Raw genomic sequence first — 25,871 nt, 5'->3', positions numbered from 1 at the left:
GCTCAGGTGGCGTCAGGGTCGTTCGGGCCTTGACGCTTTCCCGTGCCTGGGATGAGCTCGCTGACGTAGGGGTCGTGGCGCTTGCCCGCGTGTGCCTCGTCCTGCAGGCGCTCGACCAGGTGCGGGTAGTGCGCCTCGAACGCGGGGCGCTCCGAGCGGATCCGCGGGAGCTCCACGAAGTTGTGCCGCGGCGGCGGGGACGAGGTCGCCCACTCCAACGAGTTGCCGTAACCCCAGGGGTCGTCGCGCAGCGCGAGCTGCCCGTACTTCCAGGAGCGGACGACGTTGTAGATGAAGGGGATGACCGAGGCGCCGAGCACGAAGCTGAAGATCGTGGAGATCATGTTCAGTGTGGTGAACCCATCAGTGGGCAGATAGTCGGCATACCGGCGCGGCATCCCTTCGTTGCCCAGCCAGTGCTGGACCAGGAACGTGCCGTGGAATCCGATGAACGTGAGCCAGAACTGCAGCTTGCCCAGCCGCTCGTCCATCATTCGGCCGCACATCTTGGGGAACCAGAAGTAGATACCGGCGTAGGCGGCGAACACCACGGTGCCGAACACGACGTAGTGGAAGTGCGCCACGACGAAGTAGGAGTCGTGCACCTGCCAGTCCAGCGGCGGGGAGGCCAGCAGCACACCGGTCAGCCCACCGAGCAGGAAGGTGACCATGAAGCCGATCGAGAACAGCATCGGCGTCTCGAAGGTCATCTGACCCCGCCACATGGTGCCGATCCAGTTGAAGAACTTCAGACCGGTCGGCACGGCGATCAGGTAGGTGAGGAAGGCGAAGAAGGGCAGCAGCACCGCGCCGGTGGCGTACATGTGGTGTGCCCAGACGGCGAGGGCGAGAAAGCCGATGGCCAGGGTCGCGCCGACCATGCCCTTGTAGCCGAACAGCGGCTTGCGGGCGAAGACCGGGATGATCTCGGTGACGATGCCGAAGAACGGCAGCGCGATGATGTAGACCTCGGGGTGGCCGAAGAACCAGAAGAGGTGCTGCCACAGCATCGGCCCGCCGTTCTCGGCCGAGAAGATGAGGGACCCGAGGTTGCGATCGGCGAGCAAGGCGAGTAGCGCAGCGGTCAGGATCGGGAAGGCCAGCAGGATCATGATGCTGGTGACCAGCGTGTTCCAGGTGAAGATCGGCATCCGGAACATCGTCATGCCGGGGGCGCGGAGGCTCACGATCGTGGTGATGAAGTTGACGCCACCGAGGATCGTGCCCAGCCCGCTGACGGCCAGGCCGGTGATCCACAGGTCACCGCCCACGCCCGGGGTGTGCAGCTCGCTCGACAGTGGCGCATAGGCCGTCCAGCCGAAGTCAGGGGCCCCGCCCGGGGTGGCGACGCTGGAGACGACGATCAGGCTGCCGAAGAGGAACAGCCAGAACGACAGCGCGTTCAGCCGCGGGAACGCCACGTCGGGAGCGCCGATCTGCAGCGGCATGATCAGGTTTGCGAACGCGAAGAACAGCGGCGTCGCGAACATCAGCAGCATGATCGTGCCGTGCATGGTGAACAACTGGTTGTACTGCTCGGGGGAAGTGAACTGAAGGCCCGGCTGGGCTAGCTCGCCGCGCATCAACATGGCCATCAGGCCACCGATCATGAAGAACCCGAACGACGCGACCATGTACATCAGGCCGATGGTCTTGTGGTCGGTGGTTCGCAGCAGGCTGGTCAGTCGCGACCCCTTGGTCGGTGGCGGAGCCAGACTTGGCCGGGAAACGATCGGGGCTGGGGCGATCGTCATCGTCGCGGCTCACTTTCACGGTGGCGGGGCCGACGATCAGCTGGGGCTGCGCCCGGCGAGCTGATCGATCTTCTAAGCTGAATCGTAGAGGTATCTCCTAAGTAGGATCGTAGAAGGGGTCGGTGGGGGCGTGTCCCCTACGAGCGGCCGTCACGGTGCTTCGGCGGAGTCGCGGCGAGAGGAAGTGGGTCCATGCGACCGTTCGGAGAACTTGAGGCGGCGATCATGCGGGATCTGTGGGAGCGAGCGGAGCCTGCGACCGTCCGAGATGTGCTGGCCTCGCTCAGCACGTCCCGCAAACTCGCCTACACGACCGTGATGACGGTGATGGACAACCTGCACCGCAAGGGTCAGGTGACCCGTGAGATGAGCGGCCGGGCGTGGCTGTACCGGCCAGTGCGCACGCAGGCCCAGCACGCAGCGGCCCTGCTGCAAGACGTGCTGGCGGAGTCCGCAGATCGGCAGGAGGTGCTCATGCACTTCGTCGCCGACCTGGATTCCGACAGCGTCACCCAGCTCAGGTCGGCAGTGGAGAGCGCGCGCCGGCGCGGTCAGCAGGCTGAAGGCGGCGGACCATGATCGCCAGCCTGAGTCTGCTCTGCGTGGCGGCCGCGATCCTCCTGGTGGGTCCGCGGCTGGCATCGGCGCCCTGGGCCCGGCAGGCACCGCGCGTGGCGATCTTCGCCTGGCAGGCTCTGACCATCAGCGCGGTGATCACGGTCGTCCTCGCCGGCGTCACCCTATTGATCCCGATCACGGCGCTTGCCGGCGATCTCGGCGCAGTCGTGCACGCCTGTGCCATGAGTGTCGCGGACGCCTATGGCGAGTCGGAGTTGCTGCCGGGGAAGCTCTTCGGTGCCTTTCTGGCCGGTGCGCTCCCGATGTGGCTGCTGATCTGTGGAGTGCGCGTTCTGGGCGGTGGCTGGTGGAGTCGCCGTCAGCTACGCCGCTCTCTCAGCCTCATCACCGAGACGGACGCCGGCTTGGGCATCTCCGTCATCGAGACGCCCGCCCCTGCCGCCTTCTGCCTGCCGGGACGGTCGGCGCAGATCGTGGTCACACGGGGAGCGCTGAGCAATCTGTCCAGCTGTGAGTTGGATGGGGTGCTGGCCCACGAGGCGGCTCACCTCCGCGGCCGCCACAACCTGGCTGTGGCGCTGTCGCAGATCCTGGCGCGTGCTTTCCCTCGTGTCCGCTTGTTCCAGGTGGCCACCCGGGAGACCCGGCAGCTGATCGAGCTGCTGGCGGACGACGCGGCGCTGCAGCGGGTCGACCGGGTCAACCTGGCCTCGGCCATCGTGAGCCTTGCCGAGATGAAGGCACCTGCTGCTGCCCTGGCGATGGCTCAGGATGCGGCGGTTCTTCGTGTCTCACGCCTCCTGTCCCCGGAGCCGCCGCTGAATCCGTGGCGGTACCGCGTTGCTGTCGTCGGTGCACTGACCGTCGTCGTAGCGCCGCTGCTCATCGCCGGCTACCCCGCCGTGTGTGCCGCGCTGAGCGACATCTGCAACATTCCGTGACTGTGACCGGCAAGCAGTAGAGCCATGGTCGAGTTGCGTCGACGAACTGTGCTGCTGACAGCTCTGGCGGGGGCGGGCGCCATGGTCTTGTCCGCCTGCGGCTCGGACCCGGACGAGTCGTCCGACGACGCGCCGGCTGACGTTTCGGCCGACGGAACGGTCTCCATCGCCCCCGACGGGACCCAGGAGGTCACAGTGCTGGTGCGCGACGACTACGACTTCTACCCCGCCGCGTTCACAGTGACCGCCGGGCGGGTGCGGCTCTCCCTCATCAGCGAGGCGAAGGAGTTGACGCACAACTTCCGGTTCACGCCCGGCGCCGGGCCGGCCGAGATCGCCGAAGAGATTCCCATCCTGGCACCGGGCATGAGCGACACGATGGAGTTCACCGTGGATCAGCCCGGCGACTACCAGTTCGAGTGTTCGTTCCACGTCGCTCTGGGCCAGATCGGGACGATGGCCGTGGCTCCAGGATGACCGGACGCAGGTACGCCCGCGCCGCCGCCACTCGTCGAGGCGATTTCCTGCTCAGCCCCGCCACTCGCCAACAACGCCACTGAGGATTCATGTTCACGTCTGTTCCCCGCAATCTGGTCCTGGTTGCGGCGACGGCCCTCGCCTCGCTGCTGCTCGTCCTCAGCGGCGGTCCGGCTGCCGCCCACACCGGCCTGCAGTCCTCGACGCCTGCTGACGGAGAGACGCTGACCGCCGCTCCGGACGCGTTCAGCCTCACGTTCTCCTCGGCGATCGCCTCGGAGTTCGCCCAGGTGGCTGTCACCGGCCCGGACGGGGAGTCGGTCACCTCAGGGGAAGCTGCCATCGACGGTGCGGTCGTGTCACAGCCGGTCAGCACGAGCGGTGACGGCGCCTACGTGGTGGCGTACCGGGTTGTCTCCGATGACGGCCATCCCGTGTCCGGCCAGCTCACCTTCACCCTGACGGGCTCCGGCGGTGCGGCGACGGAGACAGCCCCGGCTCAGCCGACTCTGCCGACCACGCCCGCACCCAGCCCGGACACGGCGACCGCGGTCTCTCCGGCCGTCGACAGCGACGCAGACAGCAGCTGGGGCCTGTGGTTGCTCCTCGTCGCGGCGGGCCTGCTGTTCATCGTGGCCACGTGGCTCGCGCTGCGCCGGCGCGGCGACACCGGTGGCTGAGCCGCGCGTGGACGAGAGCTCCTCGCCGCCGGCAACGGCTCGCCGAGGCCTCCTGGTCCTCGTTTCCTCGCTGGTGGCCATCGCGGTCTGTGCGCTCACGCTGTGGGCCGGTGGCGCGGCCGCCGTCGTCTCGGTCCCCGGCATTCCAGCCCCGCCGCCGGTCGTCGCCTGGCTGGTGCCCGCCCTACGGCTGATCGCCGACGCCTCGGCGGTACTGACCGTGGGCTGCCTGCTCGGGGCCGTGGTTCTCGTGCCGGGAGACACGGTCCTGAGTACGGCCGGCTACCGATGGGTGCGGCTGGCCGGCTGGGGTGCGCTGGCCTGGTCGCTGGCCTCGCTGGCTTCGCTTCCGGTGCTGCTCGCCGATTTCCTCGGCACGGGGTTCTCGGCGATCTCGCTGCGCGGCGTCTGGAGCTTCGTCGAAAGCGTCGAGCAGGGGCGAGACCTGGCCCTGGTCGCCGCTCTTGCCGCCGTCGTGGCCATCTTCGCCCGAATCGTCTGGCGTCGGGCCGGTGCCCGGGTGCTATTCCTAGTGGCTCTGATAGCGACTGTTCCGCCCGCCTTCACCTCGCACTCCGCCGACGCGGCCGATCACGACCTCGCCGTCGCCGCCGTGGCACTACACGTACTCGGTGTGGTGCTGTGGGTCCGGTGGCTTGCTGGCGCTGATGCTCGCCGCCAGGCTCACCGGCCCGGCGCGGACCACCGCGGTCGAACGGTTCAGCCGCCTCGCCGCACCGCTGGCCGTGGTCGTCGCCGGCAGCGGCGCCGCCACCGCCTACACGCGATTCTCCAGTCCCGGCCAGGTGGTCGACACCGGCTACGGGGTCGTGCTGCTGGCGAAGGTCGTCGCCTTCGTGGGTCTGCTGGCGCTGGCCGCATGGCACCGCGGGCGGAGCCTCCCGGCGCTGCGGGCGGGTCGCCCGCGAGCGTTCCTACGATTGGCCGGCGCCGAGGTGGTCCTCTTCGCCGCCACCATCGGGCTCGCCGTCGGGCTGGCGCGCACCCCCACGCCCCCGCCCGTCCTGGACGCAGATGCAGCCGTAGCCGAGCAGCTGCTGCCTGCCGCCGGCACGGCGGCAGGGTGACCGCAGTTCTGTGAGTACTGCATAGCCCGCCCGAGTCAGGGTTGGAGACGACTGTTGACCTGTCGGCTCGCGGCGCTATCATCGGACAACGCCGATGGATGGAGCGCGCTGTGACCAGGACGACGAAAACGAGGACGACCGAGCCACCGGTCGATGAGGCCGGTGCGCTCTCGACGGCCGCGTGCCTGTTCCGCAGCCTCGGTGACCCGATGCGGCTGGCGATCATCCGCCACTTGATGCTGGGCCCGCACCGGGTCGTGGACCTCACCCGGCACCTGGACGGCCCCGCGCAGAGCTCGGTGTCCGCGGCGCTGGCCTGCCTGCGGGACTGCGGCCTCGCGGAGAGCCAGCCGCAAGGCCGGGCGTCGCTGTGGTCGCTGAGCACCCAGTCCGAGCTGCTGGAGCTGCTCGCCTCGGCCGAAAAGCTGCTGGCCGCGACCGGTGACCAAGTTGCGCTCTGCCCGGTGTACGGAACGGGAACCTCGTCGTGACCGTCGCCGCGCTCGTCCTCTACGTCATCGCCCTCGTCGTGCTCTTTGGTGTGCGCTCCTGGACCCAGCTGCGCCACACCGGGTCCACGGGGTTCGTCGGGATCTCGGGCACTCCGGCCGACGCCGGCTGGTGGGGCGGGGTGCTGTTCGTCGCAGCGATGGTGCTCGGCCTGGCCGGGCCGCTGCTGGCGGTGGCCGACGTCGTGACCGCCGACCCGCCGCTGGCGGTGCAGGTCGCCGGCCTGCTGCTGGCGCTGGCCGGGTTCGCCGCGACGCTGGCCGCGCAGACCGGCATGGGCGCCTCGTGGCGGATTGGCGTCGACCCGGGCGAGCGCACCGACCTGGTCACCGGCGGCGTGTTCGCACACGTCCGCAACCCGATCTTCACCGCCATGACCGCCGCGCAGGCCGGTGTCGTGCTGATGGCCCCGACGTGGGTGAGCGTGCTTGCGCTGATCGCGCTGGTAGCCGCAGTCCAACTTCAGGTCCGAGCTGTGGAAGAGCCGTACCTGCGCGGTGTACACGGCGCGGCCTACGACGCCTACGCGGCCCGCGCCGGCCGCTTCGTCCCCGGCATCGGCCGGCTGACCGCTCCTGCTTCCGCCGAGAGGACTCCAGCGTGACCGCCGAACCGTCGGTACTCAGCGATCAGGAGACCGACCGGCTGACCCGCCGCGGGCTGCGGCTGGCGCAGTTCACCGTCGTCTACAACGTCGCCGAAGGCGCTATCGCCATCACCACCGGGCTCCTCGCCGGGCTGGTCTCCCTCGTCGGCTTCGGCGTGGACTCCGGCATCGAGTCCCTGGCCGCCATCCTGGTGGGGCTGCGGCTGTCCGCGCGGCTGCGGCGCGGCGCCATCGATGAGGCCAAGGAGCGCCGCGCACTCAAGGCCGTGGCGATCACCTTCTTCATCCTCGCCGCGTACGTGACCGTGGAGGCGGTGCGCAGCCTGCTCGGCGACGAGGAGCCGAGCACCTCGACCGTCGGCCTGGTGCTGCTGGCCGCCTCCATCGTCATCATGCCGCTGCTGGCCGCGGCCAAGCGCCGCGTCGGGCTGGCCCTGGGCGGTGACCCGCTCATCCTCGCCGACGCGGCCGAGACCCGGATCTGCGTGTTGCTCAGCATCTCCACGCTGGCCGGCCTCGGGCTGTACGCGCTGACCGGCGCCTCATGGCTGGATCCAGTCGCTGCCCTCGTCATCGCCGTGATCGCCATCCACGAGGGCCGGGAGGCCTGGGAAGGCGAGCTCGTCGAAGACGACGACGACGACGATGACGACTGAGTCGTCGCACAGCGAGGAGGTCGTCGGTCCGGAGGTCGCCGCTGCTCCTGAGCGGTCCGAAACGGGCCGCGCCGACCGTCGGCGGACGGCTCCGACCCGCCTGGCGGTCTTCACCGGCGCGGGCGTCCTCGCGGTGGTCGACCTGGGCGCCAAGGCGGTCGCCGAGCGCGGCCTGGGAGACGGCCGCACTGTCGACCTGGGACCCCTGGCGTTGCAGTTGGCACACAACAGCGGCGCCGCCTTCAGCCTCGGCTCCGGCTTGCCGAGCTGGGTCGTGGTGACCGTCACCGGACTCCTCACGGGCGTCATCGCCGTGATCACCTGGCGGGCGGTTGCCACGACCTCCCGCCTGCTGCCCGCTGGCCTGGCCGCCGTTCTGGCTGGCGCCACGGCCAACCTGGTGGACCGGGCCGGCGACGGCCGCGTCACGGACTACCTGCACACCGGCTGGTGGCCCACGTTCAACCTGGCCGACGTCTGGATCACCACCGGTGCTGCGGTCGCCGTCCTGGCGTCCCTGCGCAGCGATCGTTCCGCCGACGAGGCCTCGAGGTCCGACGCATGAACGCCTGCGGGCTCGACGCGGCGACCGGTAGCGCCCTGGCAGCCATCGGAAGCTTCTGCGGCCGGCTCGTTCCGGTTGGTCCAACAGCTGTTCCTGTCCTTGAGGGCCACCGGTCGCGCCCGCCGGAGAAGTTTGGAGACACGCATGCCTGTCATGTCCATCGCTGAGCGGTGGTTCTGCCAGAGCCCGCCGTGGCGCTGGGTCGCCGGCCGACTGGTCCTCGGCTGGGCGTTGCAGGGAGTGCCCCTGCGGGGCGCGGTACTCGAATTGGGCGGCGGCAGCGGCGCAATGGCGGAGGAGACGATCCGGCGCCATCCCGACTGCGAGCTGACCGTCACCGATCTTGATCGGGTGATGGTGGCTGCGGCGGAACGGCGTTTCGCCAACGAGCCGCGAGTCACCGTGCGCCACGCCGATGCCACCGCCCTGCCCTTCACCGAAGGGTCATTCGACGTCGTGGTGAGCCACCTGATGCTCCATCACGTCATCCAGTGGCGGCAGGCGCTCGAAGAAGTCAGTCGCGTACTGCGACCCGGCGGTCGCTTCGTCGGCTACGACCTGGTCGCCACACCGCTGACCAAGGGGCTCCACTGGGCCGACCGATCACCTCATCAGCTGATCTTCCGCCACCAGCTCCGACCAGCCCTGTCGCAGACCGGGCTGCAGGCCGCTGAGGTCCGCACGGCGGTCGGTCGACAAGCCATGCGGTTCACCGCCACAAAGCCGTACTGAGAACGACGCGCAGCACGGTCAACGGCCTTGGTCACTGCGACCTCGGACGGTCACCGCCGCGTCCTACCGGGCGCGCCTGAACGGGGAGAGCAGCTCATGACGATCACAACCTGGGCGCTGCAGGCGGTCGGCCTGTTCGTGGCTACCAACATCGACGACATCATCGTGCTGTCCCTTTTCTACGCCCGCGGTGCCGACCGGCGCGGCACCACGGCGGCGATCCTCGCGGGGCAGTACCTCGGCTTCGGCGCCATCTTGGGCGCCGCGGTCCTCGTCGCGCTCGGCGCCCGGAGCTTCCTGCCCGAGGAGGCGATCCCGTACTTCGGACTGATCCCGCTGGTGCTGGGCCTGCTCGCCGCTTGGCGGGCATGGCGCGACGACGATGATGACGACGACGAGGGCAAGGTCGCTGGCAAGTCGGTGAGCGCGCTGACCGTCGCCGCGGTCACCTTCGCCAACGGTGGAGACAACATCGGCGTCTACGTCCCTGGTGTTCGCCACCGTCGGGCCCGCCGGCATCGTCGCCTACTGCCTCGTCTTCCTTGCCCTGGTTGTGGTGCTGGTCGTCACGGCCCGGTTCGTCGCCACCCGAAAGCCGATCGCCGAGTTCCTCGAGCGGTGGGAGCACGTGCTGTTCCCTGTGGTCCTCATCGGTCTCGGCGTCGTCATCCTCGTCGAGGGCGGAGCGTTTGGGCTGTAGCAGCGCGGGCCCCGGACGAAGTCCCTGAGCGTTGGGGGGCGGCGGATGCGTTCACCTGAGCAGTCCGCCCGTCGACTCCTTGGCACCGCCGACCCAGCGGGACACCATGAGCGCATGTTGACGCTCCCCGGTGTCGTCGCCGCCGTGCCAGGTCTGCGACGCTGCGGCTGCTGTGGAGGGGTGTACGCCCGTCGGCGAGTGCGCATGTTGGCTACGACGCCCGGAGTCGCTATCTGCTCGGGCTGCGCCCGCTCCGCGGCCGCTGCTGACCGCCAGCGATGACGGAGGAGGTTCCTGTGAAGGTGGAGCTGCTGTACTTCGACGGCTGCCCGAACTGGCAGCTGGCCGACGAGCGGCTGCGAGTTGCTCTCGCGCAGGTGGGCCGAGAAGACGTGCACGTGCAGCACCGCCAGGTCACCACCCCGGAGCAGGCGGATGCCGCCGAGTTCAGGGGTTCGCCGACGATCCTGGTGGACGGGCTGGACCCGTTCGCCGAGCCGGACGCCCCCGTCGGGCTGTCCTGCCGGGTCTTCCGTACCGAGGCCGGCCTGACAGGCGCACCCACGGTCGAGCAGCTCCGCGCCGTGCTGTCGTGAGGCTGCGCGGACGCCCTCCCTCGGCGAGCGAGGACTCGGTCACCTGTGGCTGCTGCGGACGCGAGCGGCCCCGCACAGGCGTCCACGAGCTCGGCGGAACGCCCGGCGTGCACGTCTGCTGGCGGTGTGCGCTGTGGATGGCGGCACGCATCGGCCGCGGCAGAGAGCGCAAAGGACAAAGACGGACCCCTCATCATTCCACAGCGTAGGCAGCAGAGGCTCGAGCGGAGCTTGAGCCGGTTGGCCATCGAGAAGCTCTGAGCCGTTCGAAAACTGACGGCGTCCGGGAGGCCGGGCAAGGGCCTTCTGTGGCGCCTCACGCGCCCCCGTAGACCGAGATGGCGCCGAAAATGGCAAAGCCCGCCGTCAGGAAGACTGGACCGAAGCGCGACGTCTCGCCCTCGTGCGCCTCGCCAATCATCTCTTCGACCACGACGGCGACCAGGGCGCCACCGGTCAGAGCGAGCACGGAAAGGGTGACGATCTCCGGAGCTTGGCGCAGTGCGAGGAAGCCGAGCGCGGCTCCGAGCAGGATCGGCACGGCGAAGCTGGCCGCCATGAGGATTCGTCGCCTGCGCCTAATGCCTGCGTTTCGGAGAGTCGCTACGGCGGCGAAGCCCTCCGGAACGTCGGCCGGCACCTGACCGAGCGCCAGTAGGAGTCCCAGAGCCGGGTTGAGGACGCTCGCCGTTCCGATCATGACTCCGTCGCTGAACAGGTCGATCGAGACCCCGGCGAAGATGGTCATCGGGCCCTTCTGCTGCTCGTCGCGCCCCATCCGGGCCTGCACGTAGCCGATCGCCCGATCCAGACCGATGAACAGGGCGCCGCCCACCACGAACGCGAGCAGGGGTACCCATGGCTGGCTGGCCTTCAGCGCCTCCGGCATGAGCTCGAGACCGACGACGGCGAGAACGATTCCCGCGGCGAGGTGGAGGGACAGGCTCAGGGCGCGCTCCGAGACCCGGAACATCTCCGCCAGCACACCGCCGAAGAAGTTGCCCGCCGCAGGCAGCGCAGCCAACCCGAGAACGACCAGGAAGTCACTCAGCATCCGGCTCCACTACCACCCTGTCCTGAATGCAAGCGGATGACACCGACCCGACACGCTACGATGTGAACGGATCGATCGTCTTGGCTGAGCAGAGGTAGCTGCTGGTGTCGGCTCCATGCCTTCGGGCAGCGCCACCGTGGTACCGCTCGAATCCGACGACGTCCGTGGCTCCCGCAGGGGACGGCCGCCGGAGTGTCAGTCGTGCGCCGCAAGCTCGTGTGCAGCGTGCGCAGGACTCTCCAGCTGGAACGTCGAGTGCGCGATGCTGACGTCGAAGTGCTCGGCCAGACACGCCTGCAGTTGGTCCAACACCTGCGGCGCGTGCCCGTCCTGGAAGCAGGAGTCCTCGACCACCACGTGCGCCGTCAAGACGGGCAGCTCGCTGGTGATCTGGGAAGCGTGCAAGTCGTGCACGTCCAGCACGTGCGGAACGCCCAGCAGATGCCCACGGACGTCGTCTAGGTCCAGACCCGGTGGCGTGCTCTCGAGCAGCACCGAGATGGTCTCCCGCAGCAGCTTGATCGTCCGGGGGATGATCAGCACCGCGATGAGCAACGAGGCGACGGCGTCCGCCTGCTGCCATCCGGTCAGCACGATCACGATGGCGGACACGAGGACGGCGACCGATCCTAGGGTGTCATTGAGGACCTCGAGCAACGCCGCCCGCATGTTGACGTTCGAACTACGGCCGCCCCTGGTGAGGATGATGATCCCGATCGCGTTGGCGACGAGGCCGACAACGCCGAAGACGAGGACCGGGGTCGTGGCGATCTCCGCCGGCTCGAACAGTCGTCCGACGCCTTCGATGAGGACGTAGGTACCCACCGCGAGCAGCGCCGCCGCCTGCAGCGTGGCCCCGAGGACCTCCGCGCGACGGTAGCCCCAGGTGCGCTTGGCTGTGGCGGGACGCATCGCCAGGGTTGCGGCAATCAGCGCGATCGCCAGCCCGGCAGCGTCGGTGAGCATGTGTGCGGCGTCTGCCAGGAGCGCCAGGCTGCCCGAGATGAGTGCACCGATCACCTCGACCACGAGGACGGTGGAGGTGAGAGCCAGGACAATCGCGAGCCTGCGACGGTGACCTGCGGCGTTCCCCGCGGTCCCTCCGTGGTCGTGCCCGTGGGAATGTCCGCCGCTCACCGGGCTACTACCGCCGTCGCCAGCCATGTCCTGCTCAGTACGTCATGGCGCGCGGGCAGCAGTGCAGCTGACGTGCCGGGTCGAGCGATCACTGGGGAACTCCGTTATTCGTGGGCTGCCGCTGGTTGACGTAGGCGGTGGTCGGCGCCAACGCGTGGGCAAGTGGCCGCCGGTAGGCCTGCGGCCGGCCGGCACGTACGCCGTTGGCGATGACGAGGACCTCCGCGAGTTCGTGCGTGACGATGACAGTGCCCAGTCCGAGGACGCCGAAGGCGGCCAGCGGGATGAGTACGACCAGGATCGCCGCCGACAGCAGCAGGCTCTGCAGCATGATTCGCCGCGCCCGACGGGCATGCGCGAGCGTCCGGGGCAACTGGCGCAAGTCCTCGCCCATCAGCGCGACGTCGGCGGCCTCGATCGCCACGTCGGTGCCCATGGCGCCCATGGCGATGCCTACGTCGGCAGTGGCCAGCGCGGGCGCATCGTTGATGCCGTCGCCGACCATCGCGACCCTGCCGTGCCGGCCCAGCTGCTCCACAAGCGCGGCCTTGTCTTCGGGACGGAGCTCGGCGTGCACCTGCTCGATCCCAGCGGCGCTGGCCAGCTGCCCGGCAGTCCGGCGGTTGTCACCGGTGAGCATGCTGATACTGATGCCCAGGCGGTGCAGTGCACGGACGGCCTCGGCAGCTTCGGGACGGAGCTCGTCGCGGATAGCGAGCGCTCCCAGCAGGCGACCGTCGAGCTCCACGAGCACCACGGTGGCTCCGGCGTCCTGGTGGGCCGTCACGACCGCGGCGAGCGGTCCGGGGTCGATGTAGCCGGGCTTGCCCAGGCGTGCCGATCGTCCGTCGATTGAGCCGGTGACGCCCTTGCCAGCCAGCGCCTGTGTGTTCGAAGCGGGCTCGACTGCAGGCTCGTCCGCCGGCCAGGCGGCCAGCACAGCTCCGGCCAGGGGGTGCTCGCTCCGCGCCTCCAGCGCCACCGCCACAGTGAGGACCCGGCGCTGGTCGTACCCGGGCAGGGCTTCGATGGCGACTACGGCAGGCCGGTTGCGGGTCAGCGTCCCGGTCTTGTCCAGCGCCACGGCGCGCACGCCGCCGAGGGCCTCCAGCGCTGCCCCACCCTTGATGAGCACGCCGGCGCGGGTAGCCGCGCCGATGGCGGCGACGACCGTGACCGGGACCGCGATCGCGAAAGCGCACGGTGAGGCAGCGACCAGCACCACCAGAGCGCGTTCGATCCATACCTGGGGGTCGCCCAGGATGCTGCCGAGGACGGCGATCGCGGTCGCAACGACGAAGACGGCAGGCACGAGCGGCCGGGCGATGCGGGCGGCCAGACGTTGTGCGGCTCCCTTGCGCTCCTGTGCCTCCTCGACGATGTGCACGACGCGGGCCAGGGAGTTGTCCGCCACCCGGGCGGTGACCACCACCTCTAGAACGCCGCCGCCGTTGACGCAGGCGGCGAAGACCTCGTCACCAGGGCCCGCCTCGGCCGGGACCGATTCCCCGGTGACGGCCGAGGTGTCGACTGCGGAGCGCCCGGTCTGCACGAGCCCGTCGGTGGCCAGCCGCTCACCGGGCTTGACCACCAGCACGTCACCGGCCACGAGCTCGGCCGGATCGACATCGAACTCGACCCCGGCGCGCAGCACCGTCGCTCGGGGCGGAACCAGATCTAACAGCGCGCGCAGCCCGCGGCGGGTCCGGGCTACCGCATAGTCCTCCAGCGCCTCGGCGAAGGAGAACAGGAACGCCAGCATCGCGGCCTCGCCGACGGCGCCCAGCGCGATCGCCCCGACCATCGCAACGGTCATCAGCGTGCCCACGCCGAGCCGACCACGCCGTAGCGCGCGGACGGTGCCGGGCACGAAAGTTGCACTGCCGCTGAGCACTGCACCGGCGGCCAGCACCGTCGACGCCATAGCGGCGGCCCCGTCGTCGGTCACCCATGCGAGAACCTGAGCGGACAGCCACAGCAACCCGGCGAGGCCCGCCCAGCTGCGCGGAACGCGACCGCCACAGCGTGGCGGCTTCCGGCTGCTCATCGCCACCCGGTGCCGGCGCCGAGCAGGTGGGGTCCCCGCAACCGTCCCCGCCCCGCGCGGGGGGCGCCAGCGTGCCTCCTGGCCGCGTCGCTGTCGGACCGCAACAGGCACAGCCGTCCCCGCAGCCTTCCGAGCCGGGCGGCGCGTCGGCGACTGCTGGGCTCAGCGCGAGCCCGAGCGAGATCGCGGTCTTGGTGCTCGTTCGCCCGGTTGTGCCGACGGCCGGGCGGCGCTCGTCGTCGCTACCGCAGCAGAGGTCGGACATGTCATGCCCCCTGACGGGCGGCCAGGCACGCACAGCCATCCCAGCCGGATCGGACGTCGCCGGGTCGGGCGGCCGACCGGGAATGACCTACGGCTTCGACCAGGGAGACCGGATGCGAACGGCGGCCGCTGCCTGTGAGCCGCTCATGCCGGCGATGGGTGCGACGAGATTCTCGGAGCATCAGCAGCAGCCCTCCGTCGCTGCGGTCGCACAGGCGTCGGGATCCACGGCCAGGACGACGCCCAGCAGATCGCCGAGGGCGTGGGTGAGCCGGGCGTCCGCCAATTCATACCGAGAGCGCCGGCCCTCGGGAACCGCCACGACCAAGCCGCACCCACGCAAGCAAGCCAGGTGGTTGGAGAGGTTCTGCCGCGTCACGCCGAGCATCTCGGCGAGCTCGGACGGGTACCCCGGCCCTTCGCGCAGCGCGAGCAGGAGACGAGTACGGGTGGGGTCGGACAGGGCGTGGCCGAAGCGGGCGAGCACTTCAGCGTGCAGCACAGGCATCACGACATCACCGTACAGCGTTCACTGAATACAGCCAATACTGTCCTTGCGGCCCATCCGGCTGCGATTCCCTCGGGACCTAATTGACGTCGACGCCTCGTTCGCGGAGCCAGGAGGCCGGATCGGCACGGCGGCCGTCGAGCCCATCCTCGAACACCTCGAAGTGCAGATGTGGCCCTGTCGACTGGCCACGATTGCCGAGCAGGGCAATGGTGTCACCGGCCCTGACGGTCTGGCCCTCATCGACCAGGATCCGCTCCATGTGGCCGTACACGGTGACATCACCGTTGTCGTGGAGGATGTACACCGCAAGTCCGAACCCTTGGGCGGACCCTGCTCTCAGTACGACGCCATCCGCCGCGGCGTACTCCGGGGTCATCATGGGCGCCGCGATGTCCAGTCCGTAGTGCATCGAGCCCCATCGGCGTCCGTAGGCGCTGGTCAGGCGTCCCTCCACGGGCATGACAGCCTTGGGTCGCGCTGCTTCCTCCCGCGCAGCACGGGAGGCGGCCAGTTCCTGGCTGCGGGCAGCCATCTGGGCTTCAGCGATCTGAGGCCGAGCGGCTTGGTCGGACAGGATGTCGAGGGGTTCTTCCGTGAAAACCACCGATCCGGCCGGACCTTCGTGGGCGTGGGCGACCGGAGTGTCCAGCCACCAGCCGCCCTCCCAGAAGCTTGCTGCCACACCGCCGACGACGATCGCACTGAGGAGGAGTCGCGGTCGCTGGCGCAGGCCGGGGGCGGGCCGGGAGTGCCGGGAGGTCGCAATCGCCGGCCTGTGCAGTCGCCCGATCACGTTCACCGTCCCAATGCTCTCGCCGTTGATTCCGAGCGATATAACAGCACACCGTGATCGAACGGTGACCTAAGCACCTTAGTAGTGGGCGTGTCCTGACCGCGCGCTCGACGGTCAGAAGGCAGAGGTGCCGAAGCCGGTGGAAGCCAGCCAGGAGCGCAGCCACACCATGATGTGGTCCCAGCCGCCGGTGACCAGCAGGATGCCGAGCAGGATGAGGAGCACGCCGCCGATCCGCATGACGGTCTGGGCGTGCCGGCGGGCCCACGACGACAGCGTGAGTGCGCGGCGGGCGCCGAGTGCGACGAGCACGAAGGGGATCCCCAGGCCGAGGCAGTAGGCGAGACCCAGAACGGCGCCCCGGGCGGCCGAGGCCTCGGTGTAGGCCAGCGTGTTGACCGCCGACAGCGTCGGCCCCAGGCACGGCGTCCACCCGAGCCCGAAGACGACGCCCAGTACGGGGGCGCCGAGGAGGCCGGCCGGAGGGCGCCGGGTGATGCGTCGCTCGCGCTGCAGCCAGTGGAGCCCGCCGAGGAAGGCCAGCCCCATGATGATGGTGACGACGCCCATGAGTCGGGTCAGCAGGGGAGCCCATTCGAGGAGCAGGCGGCCCAGGCCCCCGAAGAGTGCTCCGAAGGACACGAAGACCGCGGTGAAACCCAGTACGAAGAGCAGGGCGCCGGTGACCACTCGGCGCCGTTGACCGGGCGGTGCAGTGATGGTCGAGCCGGGACGGTCGGCCGCCGCCGTGGCCTCGCTGCGGTTGATGGCGGGTGCTGCCGGGGCGCTGGTCTGGGCGCCGGTCAGGCCGGCGACGTATGCGAGATAGCCAGGGACGAGCGGAAGCACGCACGGCGAGGCGAAGCTGATGAGGCCGACCAGTGCGGCGACTCCTGCGGCGAGCAGCAGTGAGCCGTCGCTGACGATGGTGGCGAAGGCGTCGCCGAGCTCACTCACCTCGGGGTCTCTTCGGCCAGGAGTCGATCGATCGCTCGCCGGAGGTCATCTTCCGGGACGACCGCCACGTAGACGGCGGCCACCTTCCCAGCGGGGTCGATGATGAGGGTGCTGGGCACGACGTTGGCCGGGAAGCCTCGGAAGGCCATCGCCACCTCGCCTCGTGGATCGAAGAGCGACGGGTACTCAGCTCCCACCGATTCGACGAAGGCCTGCGCCATCTGGCGGTTGTCCTTCACGTCGACGCCGAGGAACTCCACGCCCGAATCGGCAACGTCCGCATACACGGCCTGGAACTCCGGCGTCTCCACACGGCAGGGCGCACACCACGATCCCCAGAAATTGAGCACCGTGATCTCGCCGGCCAGCTCCGCCGATTCGAATGCAGTCCCGTCGAGGAGCTCTCCTGTGAAGGTCGGCGCCGATTCCCGCTCTGCCGGAGGGATTACCTCACCGAGCGGCGTGTTGCCCGCGAAGTCGAAGTCTCCCGAGCTCTCTGTGGCCGTGCTGGCGTTGGTAGCGCTCTCTCCGGAGCAGCCGGCCAGGGCGGCGGCGATCATCAGGCCGCAGAGCGCCAGAACTCCGCGACGGGATCCGATGTCAGTCAACGAGAGTGCTCCAGTACAGCCAGAACCGCTCCAGGATGGCGGCGGTGATGAAGAGGAACCACATGGTGAGCACGACACCGTGATGGACTCGTGCCCGCCCCACTGCGCGGGCGAGCCAAGGCGGCAATCGCGATGTGATTGCGGTGGCGTTGTGCAGGGTGACGTACCAGAAAATCGGAACCGTCACCGCCCAGACGACCATGCAGTACGGGCAGAGTGCGCCGATCCGGTACAGGCTGCTGAAGATCAGCCAGTGCACGAAGACGACGCCGAGGGAGACGCCGACCTGCAGGCCGCCCCAGAACCAGCCCGTCATCCGGGCGCCGGCGAGTCGGGCCGCCCCAACCGCGGCCACGACGGCGAAGCCGGCGATGCCGAGCAGGGGGTTGGGAAAACCGAAGGCCTCGGCTTGCGGGCTGGACATGATGGAGCCGCAGCTCAGGACGGGATTGAGACTGCACGTCGGCACGTAGGACGGATCAGCCAGGAGCGCGTACTTCTCGACGGCCAGGACGAAGGACGCGACGAGCCCGAGCAGCCCGCCGACCAGGAGCAGCCAAGCCAGCCCGCGCTCCGAAGGCGCCTCCCGGCCGTTCGAGCCGGAAGGCGGCGTCGAGTGCTCAGTGGGGGTGACGGTCAAGGTCGTCTCAGTCGGCGAGCGCAGCATCGATCAGTTCGATGAACTCGTCGGTGGTCTGTGCCTCGACCTTCTCCCCGTTGAGGAAGAACGTCGGTGTGCCCTCCACGCCCAGCGCGAGACCGTCCCGGCGATCCTGCAGCACCCGCTCGAGCGTGGCGGGATCGCTGACCGTGGCGTCGTATTCGGTCATGTCGAGGCCCATTCCCTCGGCGAAGCCGCGGAAGACATCCGCCTGGGAGTCCTGACGCTCGCCCCACTCCGTCTGCGTCTCGTACATGCGGTGGTACATGTCTTCGAACCGGCCCTGTTGGGCTGCGGCCTCGACCGCCACGGCTGCGTTCTCGCCGTTGGCATGGCCCGGCATCGGAAAGTAGCGGGCGACGAAGGTGACCCGCCCGTCGTAGTCGTCGCGAAGCTGCTCAACGAACGGGTAAGCGGCCTTGCAGCCCTCGCACTCGAAGTCGAGGAACTCCACCAGCGTGACCCGGTCGTCGGCGGCGGTAGAGAGTCGGTGGCTGTCTTCGCGCACGACGGGTGCGCCGCCTGCTTCGGTCGTGCCGGTGTCGTCCGCCCCGGAGTTGTTCATTCCGAGGAGGACGGCGACAGTCACGACGAAGGCCGCCACCAGCGCGGCGGAAATCTTCAGGTTGGTGCTCAACCGCTCTCCTTGTTGATCCGTCCGGCGGGTCGAGCGGCCGACCGCGGCCGTCCCGCAGGCGGAGTCGGGCGGCTGCCTGCCCGCCTCTACTCTACGAAGGTACGTAGGAGAAGCTACAGCAGCTCGCTCGTCGGTGCGGCGCTCGTGCGCGTCGCGGGTCGGCTTGCCTCGCAGCTCGCCCTCCGAGCCTGATGGCGGTATGGCGGGTGTCCCATTCAGTCGCTTCGAAAGGCATGACCGTGGGACCACATTCAGGCGGGATGATGCGGATGCCCACCGAGCCCCCGACGCTGATGCGATTGCTCACCCCGCAGTTCGACGCCACGTCGGTCGTCCCGGGCTTGGCGGTGGTGGCGCTCATCGCCTACTTGCTGGGAGTGCGCGCGCTCCGCCGGAGGGGCAGCCGGTGGCCTTGGCACCGAACTGTGAACTTCGTGGCCGGCATCGTGACCGTGTTGTTGGTCACCGCCACCCAGGTCATGGGTTACGGGATGGTGCTGTTCTCGATTCACATGCTCCAGAAGATGGTTCTGACCGTGGTCTCGGCGATGCTGCTGATGCTGGGCGCCCCGGTGTCACTAGCGATTCGTGCTCTCCCGCGCCACGGGTGGGGCGCCCTCTCGCGACGACTCCTCTTGCGGGCATTGCGCTGCAAGGTGGCCCGAGTGCTCGCGCATCCCGTCGTCACGACCGTCATCTTCGTGGGCAGCCTTTATGGCATCTACTTCACGCCCACCTTCGACTTCCTGATGCGCAGCTGGTGGGGGAACGTCGCGATGCTCCTCTTCTTCTTGGGCACCGGCCTGCTGGCATTCGGCGGAGCGTTCGCGCTCGGTCCGTGGCCACACCGTGCCTCCGCTCCCATACGCATCGCGGAGCTGGGACTGCCCGGCCCGCTGCACGCATTTTTCGCGGTGGCGCTCATGATGGCCAGCGCTCCGGTCGTCCGGACCTTCGCGAACCCGCCGGCGGGCTGGGGCATCGATGTCATGACCGATCAGCTGGCGGCCGGGAACATTGTGTGGGGCTTCGGAGAAGTGCCCAGCGTCATTGCCTTCGTCATCGTCTACCTCCAGTGGAGCCGCTCGGAGGAGACGCTCACGAAGGTGAGCGATCGTCGGGTGGATGTCGAGCTCGAGGCCTACAACGCACGCCTCCGGAGAATGGCTCAGGAGTCGCGCAGTGGATAGTCCCTCTCGACTGTGGTCCGCATATACGGCGGTATGCGCGGGCGGACGGTCGCGACCAGACGACGACGCCCCCGGCTGTGTCGACCGGCGATCAGGCGGTCGGAAGGCTTCCCTACTATCTGGCGTAGGACGTGCCCGTAGAGGCGGAGTCGTAGCGCGTGAGCGCGATGATGCGGCGGGAGGCGACGTGCGATTCCAGGACAGCCGGGTCGGTAGCGAGGCGCGGGTCGTCTGCCGGTACAGCAGAGCGGCGTGCCCGTGACAGGCTCCACGATGGCGCGGGCGTGGTCGCGCCCGCCCGATGGCGGTCGGCCGGCTGCCCGCCGCCGGGCCCACGATGGCCGGGTCGAGGCGGTGGTCTCATGGCCGGTGGCCGCTTTCCTGGCGGCGGGCGGCGGGGTGTGCCTGTGGCTGGCCTTCCCGCCGTACGGACGGTGGCCGCTCGCTGTGGGTGGCCCCTTCGCCCTCGCTCTGGCGACGCGCGGCCGTAGTGCACGGTTGGGCGCCGCGCTGGGGATGCTGCTCGGCTCCAGCTTCTTGTTCCCGTTGCTGAACTGGACCGGCGTCTTCGTCGGCGATCTTCCCTGGCTGGCGCTATCAACTTTCCAAGCCGTCTTCTACGCCGCCTTGGGGGGCGTATCGGCCCTGGTCGGTCGGCTTCCGGCGGCTCCGGTCTGGATGGCGGCGTTGTGGGTGGGGCAGGAGGCAGCCCGTTCCCGCATCCCGTTCGGGGGCTTTCCGTGGGGACGACTTGGGTTCAGTCAGGCCGACGGGCCGATGGGTTCTTTCGCCGCGTACGGCGGCGTGTCGCTGGTGACCTTCGCCGTGGCGCTCACCGGCACGCTGCTCGCCTGCGCCATCTGGCGCTCCTTGCTCTGGCGACGTGAACGCCGAGCCGGCCAGGCTCGCGCCGTCGCGTTGCTCGTCGCCGCAGCGTTACTCGTCCCGGTGGTCGGGGCGCTTGCCTGGCTACCGCTGCCCGGGTCCAGCCTGACGGCCGGCGGGCCGACGGCCACGGTCGCTGTTGTCCAGGGCAATGTGCCCCGGGCCGGCCTGGACTTCAACGCCCAACGTCGCGCAGTCCTCGACAACCACGTCCAGCAGACACTGGCGCTGGCCGACAAGGTGGCTGGCGGTGCGGCCTTGCAGCCGGACCTCGTGATCTGGCCGGAGAACTCCTCCGACATTGATCCTTACAAGAACCCGGACGCGGCAGCCGCCATCGACCGAGCGGCGCGCGCAGTAGGCGTGCCGATCCTGATCGGTGCCGTCCTGGACGGGCCCGGGGAGAAGCTGACGAACGTCGGTGTGGTCTGGGATCCGGTGGAGGGTCCTGGCGAGCGCTACGCAAAGCGGCATCCCGTGCCGTTCGGCGAGTACATGCCGGCCCGCTCGTTCTTCCGGCTGTTCAGCGATCAGGTCGATCGCCTGCGTCGGGACTTCGTCGCGGGGGACGAGCCCGGCGTGCTGGACGTCGGGGGAGTGCGGATCGGAGACCTCATCTGTTTCGAGGTGGCCTACGACGGACTGGTGTCCGACGTCGTGGACGGCGGCGCCTCGCTCCTGGTGGTGCAGACCAACAACGCGACGTTCGGCTACACCGCCGAGAGCGAGCAGCAGTTAGCGATGAGCCGCCTGCGTGCCATCGAGCACGGCCGGACGGTCATCGTCGCTGCAACGAGCGGGATCTCCGCGATCGTCGCACCCGACGGCACTGTCGTCGACCGGTCCGAACTCTTCACGCCCTATCTCTTCAGCGGCGCCATCGCCCTGCGGCAGAACACCACCCTGGCGAGCCAAATCGGCGCGGGCGCCGAGTGGGCGGCCACCGCCACGGGCCTGGCCGCGCTGCTCGCTGCCGTCGTGCTCCGCCGACGTGAGCCACCTCGGTCGAACGTGCCTTCGAGCGCTCGCGACGTGACCGTGCCACGCAATGTCCACACCCACCAGCAAGGAGCCCGATGACATCCGACCAGTTCTCTGCCCTGTCCGACTCCCTCTTCAGCGCCTCGATCATCATCTATGCCCTCGCGGCGCTCGCCTTCTGCGGCGAGCTCGCGTTCGGAAGGCGCGCCTCCCGGCCGAGTCAAGAGCTGGTCACCGTCGGCGTGGGCACTTCCCTGCCCTCCCCGGAGGACGGAGCCCAGCCGCTGGCGGCGACGTCCGGCGCGGCCGGTCGCCGCTGGGGGCTCCTGGGCGTTGGGCTCACGGGTGCCGGCGCCCTCGCCAATGCCGGTGTGCTCGTCGCCCGCAGCGCGGCGACCGGACGAGTGCCATGGGGGAACATGTACGAGTTCGCAACTGCCTCCGTACTCGCCGGCGTCATTGCCTACCTCGTGTTCGCACTTCGGGCCCCGGCGGTGCGACGCATCGGAGCCTTCGTGCTCGGGCCCGTGGTGCTCGGGCTGGTTCTCATCGGGCTCTACCTCTATGCGGAATCCGGTCCCCTGATCGCCGCCCTGCGTTCGGACTGGCTGGCCGTGCACGTCTCCGCCGCCATCATCTCGTTCGGCATCTTCATCGTCAGCGCCGTCGCCAGCGCGCTGTACCTGGTCGCGGTCCACCGCGAGAAGACGCTGGGGGACGGCGGCCGCAGGAGCGGGGGGATCGCCGACAAGCTCCCCAACGTGGCCGTGCTCGACCGGGTGGCGCACCGCACCGCGGTCTTCGGTTTCCCCGTCTGGACGTTCGCGGTCATCGCCGGCGCGATCTGGGCGGAGAGCGCCTGGGGGCGGTTCTGGGGATGGGACCCGAAGGAGACCTGGGCCTTCATCTCCTGGGCTCTGTATGCGACCTACCTGCACGCCCGAACCACCGCCGGGTGGCGAGGCCGCCCGGCTGCGTGGGTGAACCTCATCGCCTTCGCGAGCCTCGTCTTCAACCTGCTGTTCGTGAACCTCGTGTCGACCGGTCTGCACTCCTACGGCGGCGTCTCGTGAGCTACGCGCGGCCCTCGGATGTCCTCGGCGCAGGTGTTTGACCGGCAGCTTCCTGGGCCTCCGTTATGCAACCGTGACAACTAAGCAACTTCGTACTACGGTTCCGGGCGGTCCTGCCGAGCTGTGCCTCTCGACCGGAGAGCCTCGGTCGGACCCCGCCTAACTGCCCGTGCCACACGGCCGGGCGGACCGGGGATCCACCGTCCCCCTGGGGTGAATCCCGCGTGCGCGACTGCGAGCACGCGGGTAGGGCGCCTTCCCGCCCGAACCCGTCAGCTAACCCGGTAGGCGGCGAGGAAGAACGGAGATCCGCCGCCTTGGCGACGCTGCACAACCGGTCTGTCCGCACGTCCGTCGTCCCGTCCGTAGTCCACTCCGACCGACCCCGCCGAGACGGTCGAATGGGTCCCTCCGGAGTCGGATCCGCGCTCCTCCGCCACCGCCGCACCGGCTTCGTGGCCGCCACGGCAGCGCTCGTCATCGGCCTGTCGGCCGTGACGGCACTGGCTGCTCCCGCCGATGGGCAGTCGAAGGAGGCCGTCCTGAGTACTGAGGTCGAGAGGATCTCGGGGCTGGTGGCCGCGGCGGAGAAGGATCTGGAGAGATTCACCGTGGAGGCGGAGGCCGCGGCCGACGCCTCCCGCGCCGCGCAGACTGCGCTTGCAGATGCAGAGACGCAAGCCGCTGCCGCTGCCGCTGAGCTGGAGGCGACTCGCGAGGCGGTCGATGCAGCTCGGGACGGTATCGCCGCGCTCGGCCGCGATGCCTTCATGGGTGCCGACCCGCTGGGCGATGCGGCCGTGCTGCTCGACGCGGCCGGCCCTGACGAGGTGCTGGAGAGGGCCGCGATGCTCGACCTCCTGGCGAGGATCGCGCCGAGCGGCTCGAGGGGTTCGAGGTGATCCAGGGGCGACAGGAGCGCGCGGATCGGGCGGCCCAGGCTGCGGTCGCGGAGCGTGATGCGGCGGTTCGTGCCTCGGTCGAGGCGGAGACTGCAGCCCAGGCGCAGCTCGCGGCATCTCAGCATGCGTACGACGTAGCTGCTGGGCAGAAGTTCGCCCTCGACGCGCAGCTCCGCGATGCGGAGATCGAGCTGCTGGGGGCGCAGGGAGTGGCGGATCCGGCTGCCGCACGGGACGAGCAGCAGCGAGGCGAACTGGCGATGGCGCGCGCCGGCACTGCCGCGCTCGTGGCCGGCCGGGTGACCTCCTGCTATGGAAGTCGGTCTGGCGCCACGCACAACGGCGTGGACATCGCCGCTCCCATCGGTACGCCCATCTATGCACCGGATGCCGGAGTGGTGCTGGACGCGGGACCGGCGAACGGCTTCGGCCTCGCCGTCTACATCCAGCACGCGGACGGCACCATCACCGTGTACGGCCACATCAACCAGTACTTCGTGACCGCGGGGCAGACGGTCGCCGCCGGTCAGCAGATCGCCGAGGTAGGCAACCGGGGGCAGTCGACGGGCCCGCACCTGCACATCGAGACCCATCGCGGAGGGCTGTACCAGCAGCGCGTCAATCCGGCGCCGTGGCTGAGTGCTCGCGGCATCACGCTCGGTGGCGGCTGTGGTTGATCCGTAGTGACGTCCGTAGCGACGCGCGCCACCGCATCAACCTGAACCTCCACCTGACGCAGGGCTCATAGGGCAGCGAAGCGGCCCGGCGGGCACTCAGAGTGTGCAGAGGATCACCGAGCGATCAAGAAGTGTGTGGTGAAAGTGCCGCGTGTTGCCGTCGCTACTAACGGTGATAGTGGGACTCTGCTCCGGCTCATACGCACCGCCACCCTCTTCCCCAGGGAGCGAGCCATGCCCGACCACCGTTCCCGCCGGCGCGCCAGCCTGACGGATGCTGGACTGTTGCATCACCGCTGGCGCACAGCGAGCCATCCTGGCCCCCGCCGTCCGCTGCGAGCCGCACTGGTCGTTGTACTGGTAGGCGTTGCCCTCGTCGGCGCCGCGACGCCGAGTCTCGGCGCTCCTGCGCCTACCAATCCCACGGACGGCCAGATCGGTGCCGCGCGGACCGAGCAGGAAACTGCGGCGGCCGAAGTCGGCCGCATCGCCGGCCTGGTCGCGGTCGCCGAGGCCGAGCTCGAACGCGTCGGCATCGAGGCCGAAGCCGCAGGGACCGCCTACATGATCGCCGAGGAGGCGCTCCAGCAGGCGCAGGTCGTGGCTGAGCAGAGGGCGGCCGAACTACAGGCGGCGGCGGCTGCCGTCGCCGTCGCGGAAGCCCGCATCGCCCGGTTCTCCCGCGACAGCTACATGAACGGGGCGACGATCTCCAGGACGGCCGCGCTGTTGAGCTCCGAGGGACCTGGCGAACTGATCCAGCGCGCCGCTCTGCTCGACTACGTCGCAGTCAACGAGGTGGACGTTCTCGGCCAGCTCCAGGTCGCCAAGGTGACTCAGGCCAACGCCGACTCCTCCGCTCGCGCCGCCCGCGACGAGATGGCCGCCGCCGAGGAGACGGCCCAGACCGCCAAGGCGCAAGCCGATGCGCGACTGGGCGCCCAGCAAGGCGCGTTCGCTGAGGTGGCCGCGCAGAAGGCCTCCTACGAGGCGGAACTCCAGGCCGCCCAGATCAAGGTGTTGGAGTTGCAAGGCGCACGGAACGCCTATCAGCAGTGGACGGCTCAGAAGCAGGCAGAGGAGGCCGCCGCCGCTGCCGCAGCAGAACGGTCGGCCCGGGAGGTCGCCGAGGCCGCAGCTGCGGCGCGGCGCAACAGCCCCAGCGACGCCCCCGCTAGCGGGTCGTCCGGCTACACCGCACCCTTCTCCGGACGCGTCACCAGTTGCTTCGGCGCACGCTGGGGAATCTCGCACAACGGGCTGGATGTCGCGTCGCCCATCGGCACTCCGCTGTACGCGCCCATCTCGGGAACCGTCCAGCGTGCTGGGCCGGCCACGGGCTTCGGGCTGGCTGTCTACCTGCTCGGCGACGACGGCGCCGTCTACGTCTACGGGCACATCAACGACTACTTCGTGCGCACCGGGGATCGTGTGGTGGCCGGTGAGCAGATTGCGGAGGTCGGCAACAGAGGCAACTCGACCGGGCCGCACGTACATTTCGAGGTGCACCCGAACGGGGCCATGTACAGCGGAGCCTCGAACCCGGTTGCGTGGCTGAATGCTCGTGGGATCTCGGTCGGCGCCTGCGGGGGCTGACGTCCTCGCAGGC

At 69.4% G+C, this 25,871-nt stretch carries 27 protein-coding genes, 1 pseudogene and 1 riboswitch; of the genes and pseudogenes, 18 read left to right on the top strand and 10 right to left on the bottom strand.

Annotated features, from left to right (window positions below; all coding sequences use genetic code 11):
- Positions 1 to 2: 2 nt before the first annotated feature.
- Positions 3 to 1,754, bottom strand: coding sequence for a cytochrome c oxidase subunit I (gene ctaD, locus JKP76_RS18035; RefSeq protein ID WP_113829266.1), 1,752 nt, complete (start codon positions 1,752 to 1,754; stop codon positions 3 to 5).
- A 192-nt stretch (positions 1,755 to 1,946) separates the two neighbouring features.
- Between ctaD and JKP76_RS18030 the strand changes: the two genes are divergently transcribed.
- The 12 genes and pseudogenes from JKP76_RS18030 to JKP76_RS17975 all read left to right on the top strand — a co-directional run bounded on the left by JKP76_RS18030 (position 1,947) and on the right by JKP76_RS17975 (position 9,885).
- Positions 1,947 to 2,333 carry a BlaI/MecI/CopY family transcriptional regulator gene (locus tag JKP76_RS18030; RefSeq protein ID WP_040336907.1) on the top strand — a complete coding sequence of 129 codons (387 nt, stop codon included), beginning with the start codon at positions 1,947 to 1,949 and terminating at the stop codon, positions 2,331 to 2,333.
- Entirely contained in the window at positions 2,330 to 3,274 is a 945-nt protein-coding gene (locus tag JKP76_RS18025; RefSeq protein WP_200492168.1) for a M56 family metallopeptidase, read from the top strand. Before JKP76_RS18030 ends, JKP76_RS18025 begins: the two co-directional genes overlap by 4 nt.
- Before the next feature lie 24 nt (positions 3,275 to 3,298).
- Entirely contained in the window at positions 3,299 to 3,751 is a 453-nt protein-coding gene (locus JKP76_RS18020; protein ID WP_113829268.1) for a cupredoxin domain-containing protein, read from the top strand.
- 89 nt (positions 3,752 to 3,840) lie between these two features.
- Positions 3,841 to 4,431 carry a copper resistance CopC family protein gene (locus tag JKP76_RS18015; protein ID WP_113829269.1) on the top strand — a complete coding sequence of 197 codons (591 nt, stop codon included), beginning with the start codon at positions 3,841 to 3,843 and terminating at the stop codon, positions 4,429 to 4,431.
- 668 nt (positions 4,432 to 5,099) lie between these two features.
- The gene (locus JKP76_RS18010; RefSeq protein WP_200492167.1) at positions 5,100 to 5,519 is read left to right on the top strand and encodes a CopD family protein; all 420 of its coding nucleotides are present in this window, start codon (positions 5,100 to 5,102) and stop codon (positions 5,517 to 5,519) included.
- A 110-nt stretch (positions 5,520 to 5,629) separates the two neighbouring features.
- Positions 5,630 to 6,010 (top strand): helix-turn-helix transcriptional regulator, encoded by a 381-nt coding sequence (locus JKP76_RS22780; protein WP_233492242.1) that lies wholly within the window; start codon positions 5,630 to 5,632, stop codon positions 6,008 to 6,010.
- Complete coding sequence (locus JKP76_RS21705; protein ID WP_113829272.1) at positions 6,007 to 6,633, top strand: isoprenylcysteine carboxylmethyltransferase family protein; 627 nt, start codon at positions 6,007 to 6,009, stop codon at positions 6,631 to 6,633. Before JKP76_RS22780 ends, JKP76_RS21705 begins: the two co-directional genes overlap by 4 nt.
- Positions 6,630 to 7,292 carry a cation transporter gene (locus tag JKP76_RS17995; RefSeq protein WP_113829273.1) on the top strand — a complete coding sequence of 221 codons (663 nt, stop codon included), beginning with the start codon at positions 6,630 to 6,632 and terminating at the stop codon, positions 7,290 to 7,292. The genes JKP76_RS21705 and JKP76_RS17995 overlap by 4 nt, the downstream gene beginning before the upstream one ends.
- 133 nt (positions 7,293 to 7,425) lie before the next feature.
- Positions 7,426 to 7,857 carry a signal peptidase II gene (locus JKP76_RS17990; RefSeq protein ID WP_233492243.1) on the top strand — a complete coding sequence of 144 codons (432 nt, stop codon included), beginning with the start codon at positions 7,426 to 7,428 and terminating at the stop codon, positions 7,855 to 7,857.
- A 144-nt stretch (positions 7,858 to 8,001) separates the two neighbouring features.
- Positions 8,002 to 8,589, top strand: a complete 588-nt coding sequence (locus tag JKP76_RS17985) for a class I SAM-dependent methyltransferase (RefSeq protein WP_113829275.1) — start codon at positions 8,002 to 8,004, stop codon at positions 8,587 to 8,589.
- Between the two features lie 96 nt (positions 8,590 to 8,685).
- A pseudogene (locus JKP76_RS17980) lies at positions 8,686 to 9,289 on the top strand (cadmium resistance transporter).
- 296 nt (positions 9,290 to 9,585) lie between these two features.
- A complete protein-coding gene (locus tag JKP76_RS17975; protein WP_113829277.1) occupies positions 9,586 to 9,885 on the top strand; it encodes a thioredoxin family protein in 300 nt (99 codons plus the stop codon).
- Between the two features lie 316 nt (positions 9,886 to 10,201).
- On the opposite strand, the gene JKP76_RS17970 is transcribed toward JKP76_RS17975, so the two are convergent.
- The 9 genes from JKP76_RS17970 to JKP76_RS17930 all read right to left on the bottom strand — a co-directional run bounded on the left by JKP76_RS17970 (position 10,202) and on the right by JKP76_RS17930 (position 18,554).
- The gene (locus JKP76_RS17970; RefSeq protein WP_233492244.1) at positions 10,202 to 10,939 is read right to left on the bottom strand and encodes a ZIP family metal transporter; all 738 of its coding nucleotides are present in this window, start codon (positions 10,937 to 10,939) and stop codon (positions 10,202 to 10,204) included.
- 195 nt (positions 10,940 to 11,134) lie between these two features.
- Entirely contained in the window at positions 11,135 to 12,103 is a 969-nt protein-coding gene (locus JKP76_RS17965; protein WP_113829278.1) for a cation diffusion facilitator family transporter, read from the bottom strand.
- Positions 12,104 to 12,164: 61 nt separating this feature from the next.
- Positions 12,165 to 14,024, bottom strand: coding sequence for a cation-translocating P-type ATPase (locus tag JKP76_RS17960; RefSeq protein WP_304554477.1), 1,860 nt, complete (start codon positions 14,022 to 14,024; stop codon positions 12,165 to 12,167).
- Between the two features lie 544 nt (positions 14,025 to 14,568).
- Positions 14,569 to 14,895: a helix-turn-helix transcriptional regulator gene (locus tag JKP76_RS17955; RefSeq protein WP_113829460.1), complete on the bottom strand. Its 327-nt coding sequence runs from the start codon at positions 14,893 to 14,895 to the stop codon at positions 14,569 to 14,571.
- Between the two features lie 79 nt (positions 14,896 to 14,974).
- Positions 14,975 to 15,697: a M23 family metallopeptidase gene (locus JKP76_RS17950; protein ID WP_233492246.1), complete on the bottom strand. Its 723-nt coding sequence runs from the start codon at positions 15,695 to 15,697 to the stop codon at positions 14,975 to 14,977.
- Positions 15,698 to 15,805: 108 nt separating this feature from the next.
- Entirely contained in the window at positions 15,806 to 16,648 is an 843-nt protein-coding gene (locus JKP76_RS17945) for a cytochrome c biogenesis CcdA family protein (protein ID WP_113829279.1), read from the bottom strand.
- Complete coding sequence (locus JKP76_RS17940; RefSeq protein ID WP_233492247.1) at positions 16,645 to 17,256, bottom strand: TlpA disulfide reductase family protein; 612 nt, start codon at positions 17,254 to 17,256, stop codon at positions 16,645 to 16,647. Before JKP76_RS17940 ends, JKP76_RS17945 begins: the two co-directional genes overlap by 4 nt.
- A complete protein-coding gene (locus JKP76_RS17935) occupies positions 17,249 to 17,896 on the bottom strand; it encodes a vitamin K epoxide reductase family protein (RefSeq protein WP_233492248.1) in 648 nt (215 codons plus the stop codon). The genes JKP76_RS17940 and JKP76_RS17935 overlap by 8 nt, the downstream gene beginning before the upstream one ends.
- A gap of 7 nt (positions 17,897 to 17,903) precedes the next feature.
- Complete coding sequence (locus tag JKP76_RS17930; RefSeq protein WP_200492166.1) at positions 17,904 to 18,554, bottom strand: thioredoxin domain-containing protein; 651 nt, start codon at positions 18,552 to 18,554, stop codon at positions 17,904 to 17,906.
- 269 nt (positions 18,555 to 18,823) lie between these two features.
- On the opposite strand from JKP76_RS17930, the gene JKP76_RS17925 reads away from it, so the two are divergent.
- The 6 genes from JKP76_RS17925 to JKP76_RS17905 all read left to right on the top strand — a co-directional run bounded on the left by JKP76_RS17925 (position 18,824) and on the right by JKP76_RS17905 (position 25,858).
- Positions 18,824 to 19,744, top strand: a complete 921-nt coding sequence (locus JKP76_RS17925; RefSeq protein ID WP_242472008.1) for a cytochrome c oxidase assembly protein — start codon at positions 18,824 to 18,826, stop codon at positions 19,742 to 19,744.
- A gap of 369 nt (positions 19,745 to 20,113) precedes the next feature.
- Entirely contained in the window at positions 20,114 to 21,709 is a 1,596-nt protein-coding gene (lnt, locus tag JKP76_RS17920; RefSeq protein WP_309229557.1) for an apolipoprotein N-acyltransferase, read from the top strand.
- The gene (gene ccsB / locus JKP76_RS17915; protein WP_200492164.1) at positions 21,706 to 22,683 is read left to right on the top strand and encodes a c-type cytochrome biogenesis protein CcsB; all 978 of its coding nucleotides are present in this window, start codon (positions 21,706 to 21,708) and stop codon (positions 22,681 to 22,683) included. Before lnt ends, ccsB begins: the two co-directional genes overlap by 4 nt.
- A 160-nt stretch (positions 22,684 to 22,843) precedes the next feature.
- Positions 22,844 to 22,989: riboswitch (cyclic di-AMP (ydaO/yuaA leader) on the top strand.
- A 149-nt stretch (positions 22,990 to 23,138) separates the two neighbouring features.
- A complete protein-coding gene (locus JKP76_RS21700) occupies positions 23,139 to 23,585 on the top strand; it encodes a hypothetical protein (protein ID WP_242472007.1) in 447 nt (148 codons plus the stop codon).
- The gene (locus JKP76_RS23645; protein ID WP_309229558.1) at positions 23,582 to 24,262 is read left to right on the top strand and encodes a M23 family metallopeptidase; all 681 of its coding nucleotides are present in this window, start codon (positions 23,582 to 23,584) and stop codon (positions 24,260 to 24,262) included. Before JKP76_RS21700 ends, JKP76_RS23645 begins: the two co-directional genes overlap by 4 nt.
- A gap of 234 nt (positions 24,263 to 24,496) precedes the next feature.
- Positions 24,497 to 25,858, top strand: coding sequence for a M23 family metallopeptidase (locus tag JKP76_RS17905; protein WP_200492163.1), 1,362 nt, complete (start codon positions 24,497 to 24,499; stop codon positions 25,856 to 25,858).
- Positions 25,859 to 25,871: the final 13 nt, after the last annotated feature.

Origin of the sequence: Blastococcus sp. TML/C7B, assembly GCF_016612845.1 — a bacterium.
GTDB lineage: Bacteria > Actinomycetota > Actinomycetes > Mycobacteriales > Geodermatophilaceae > Blastococcus.
The sequence above is the reverse complement of the archived record's forward strand: the minus strand, read 5'-3'. Positions and strand labels throughout refer to the sequence as shown.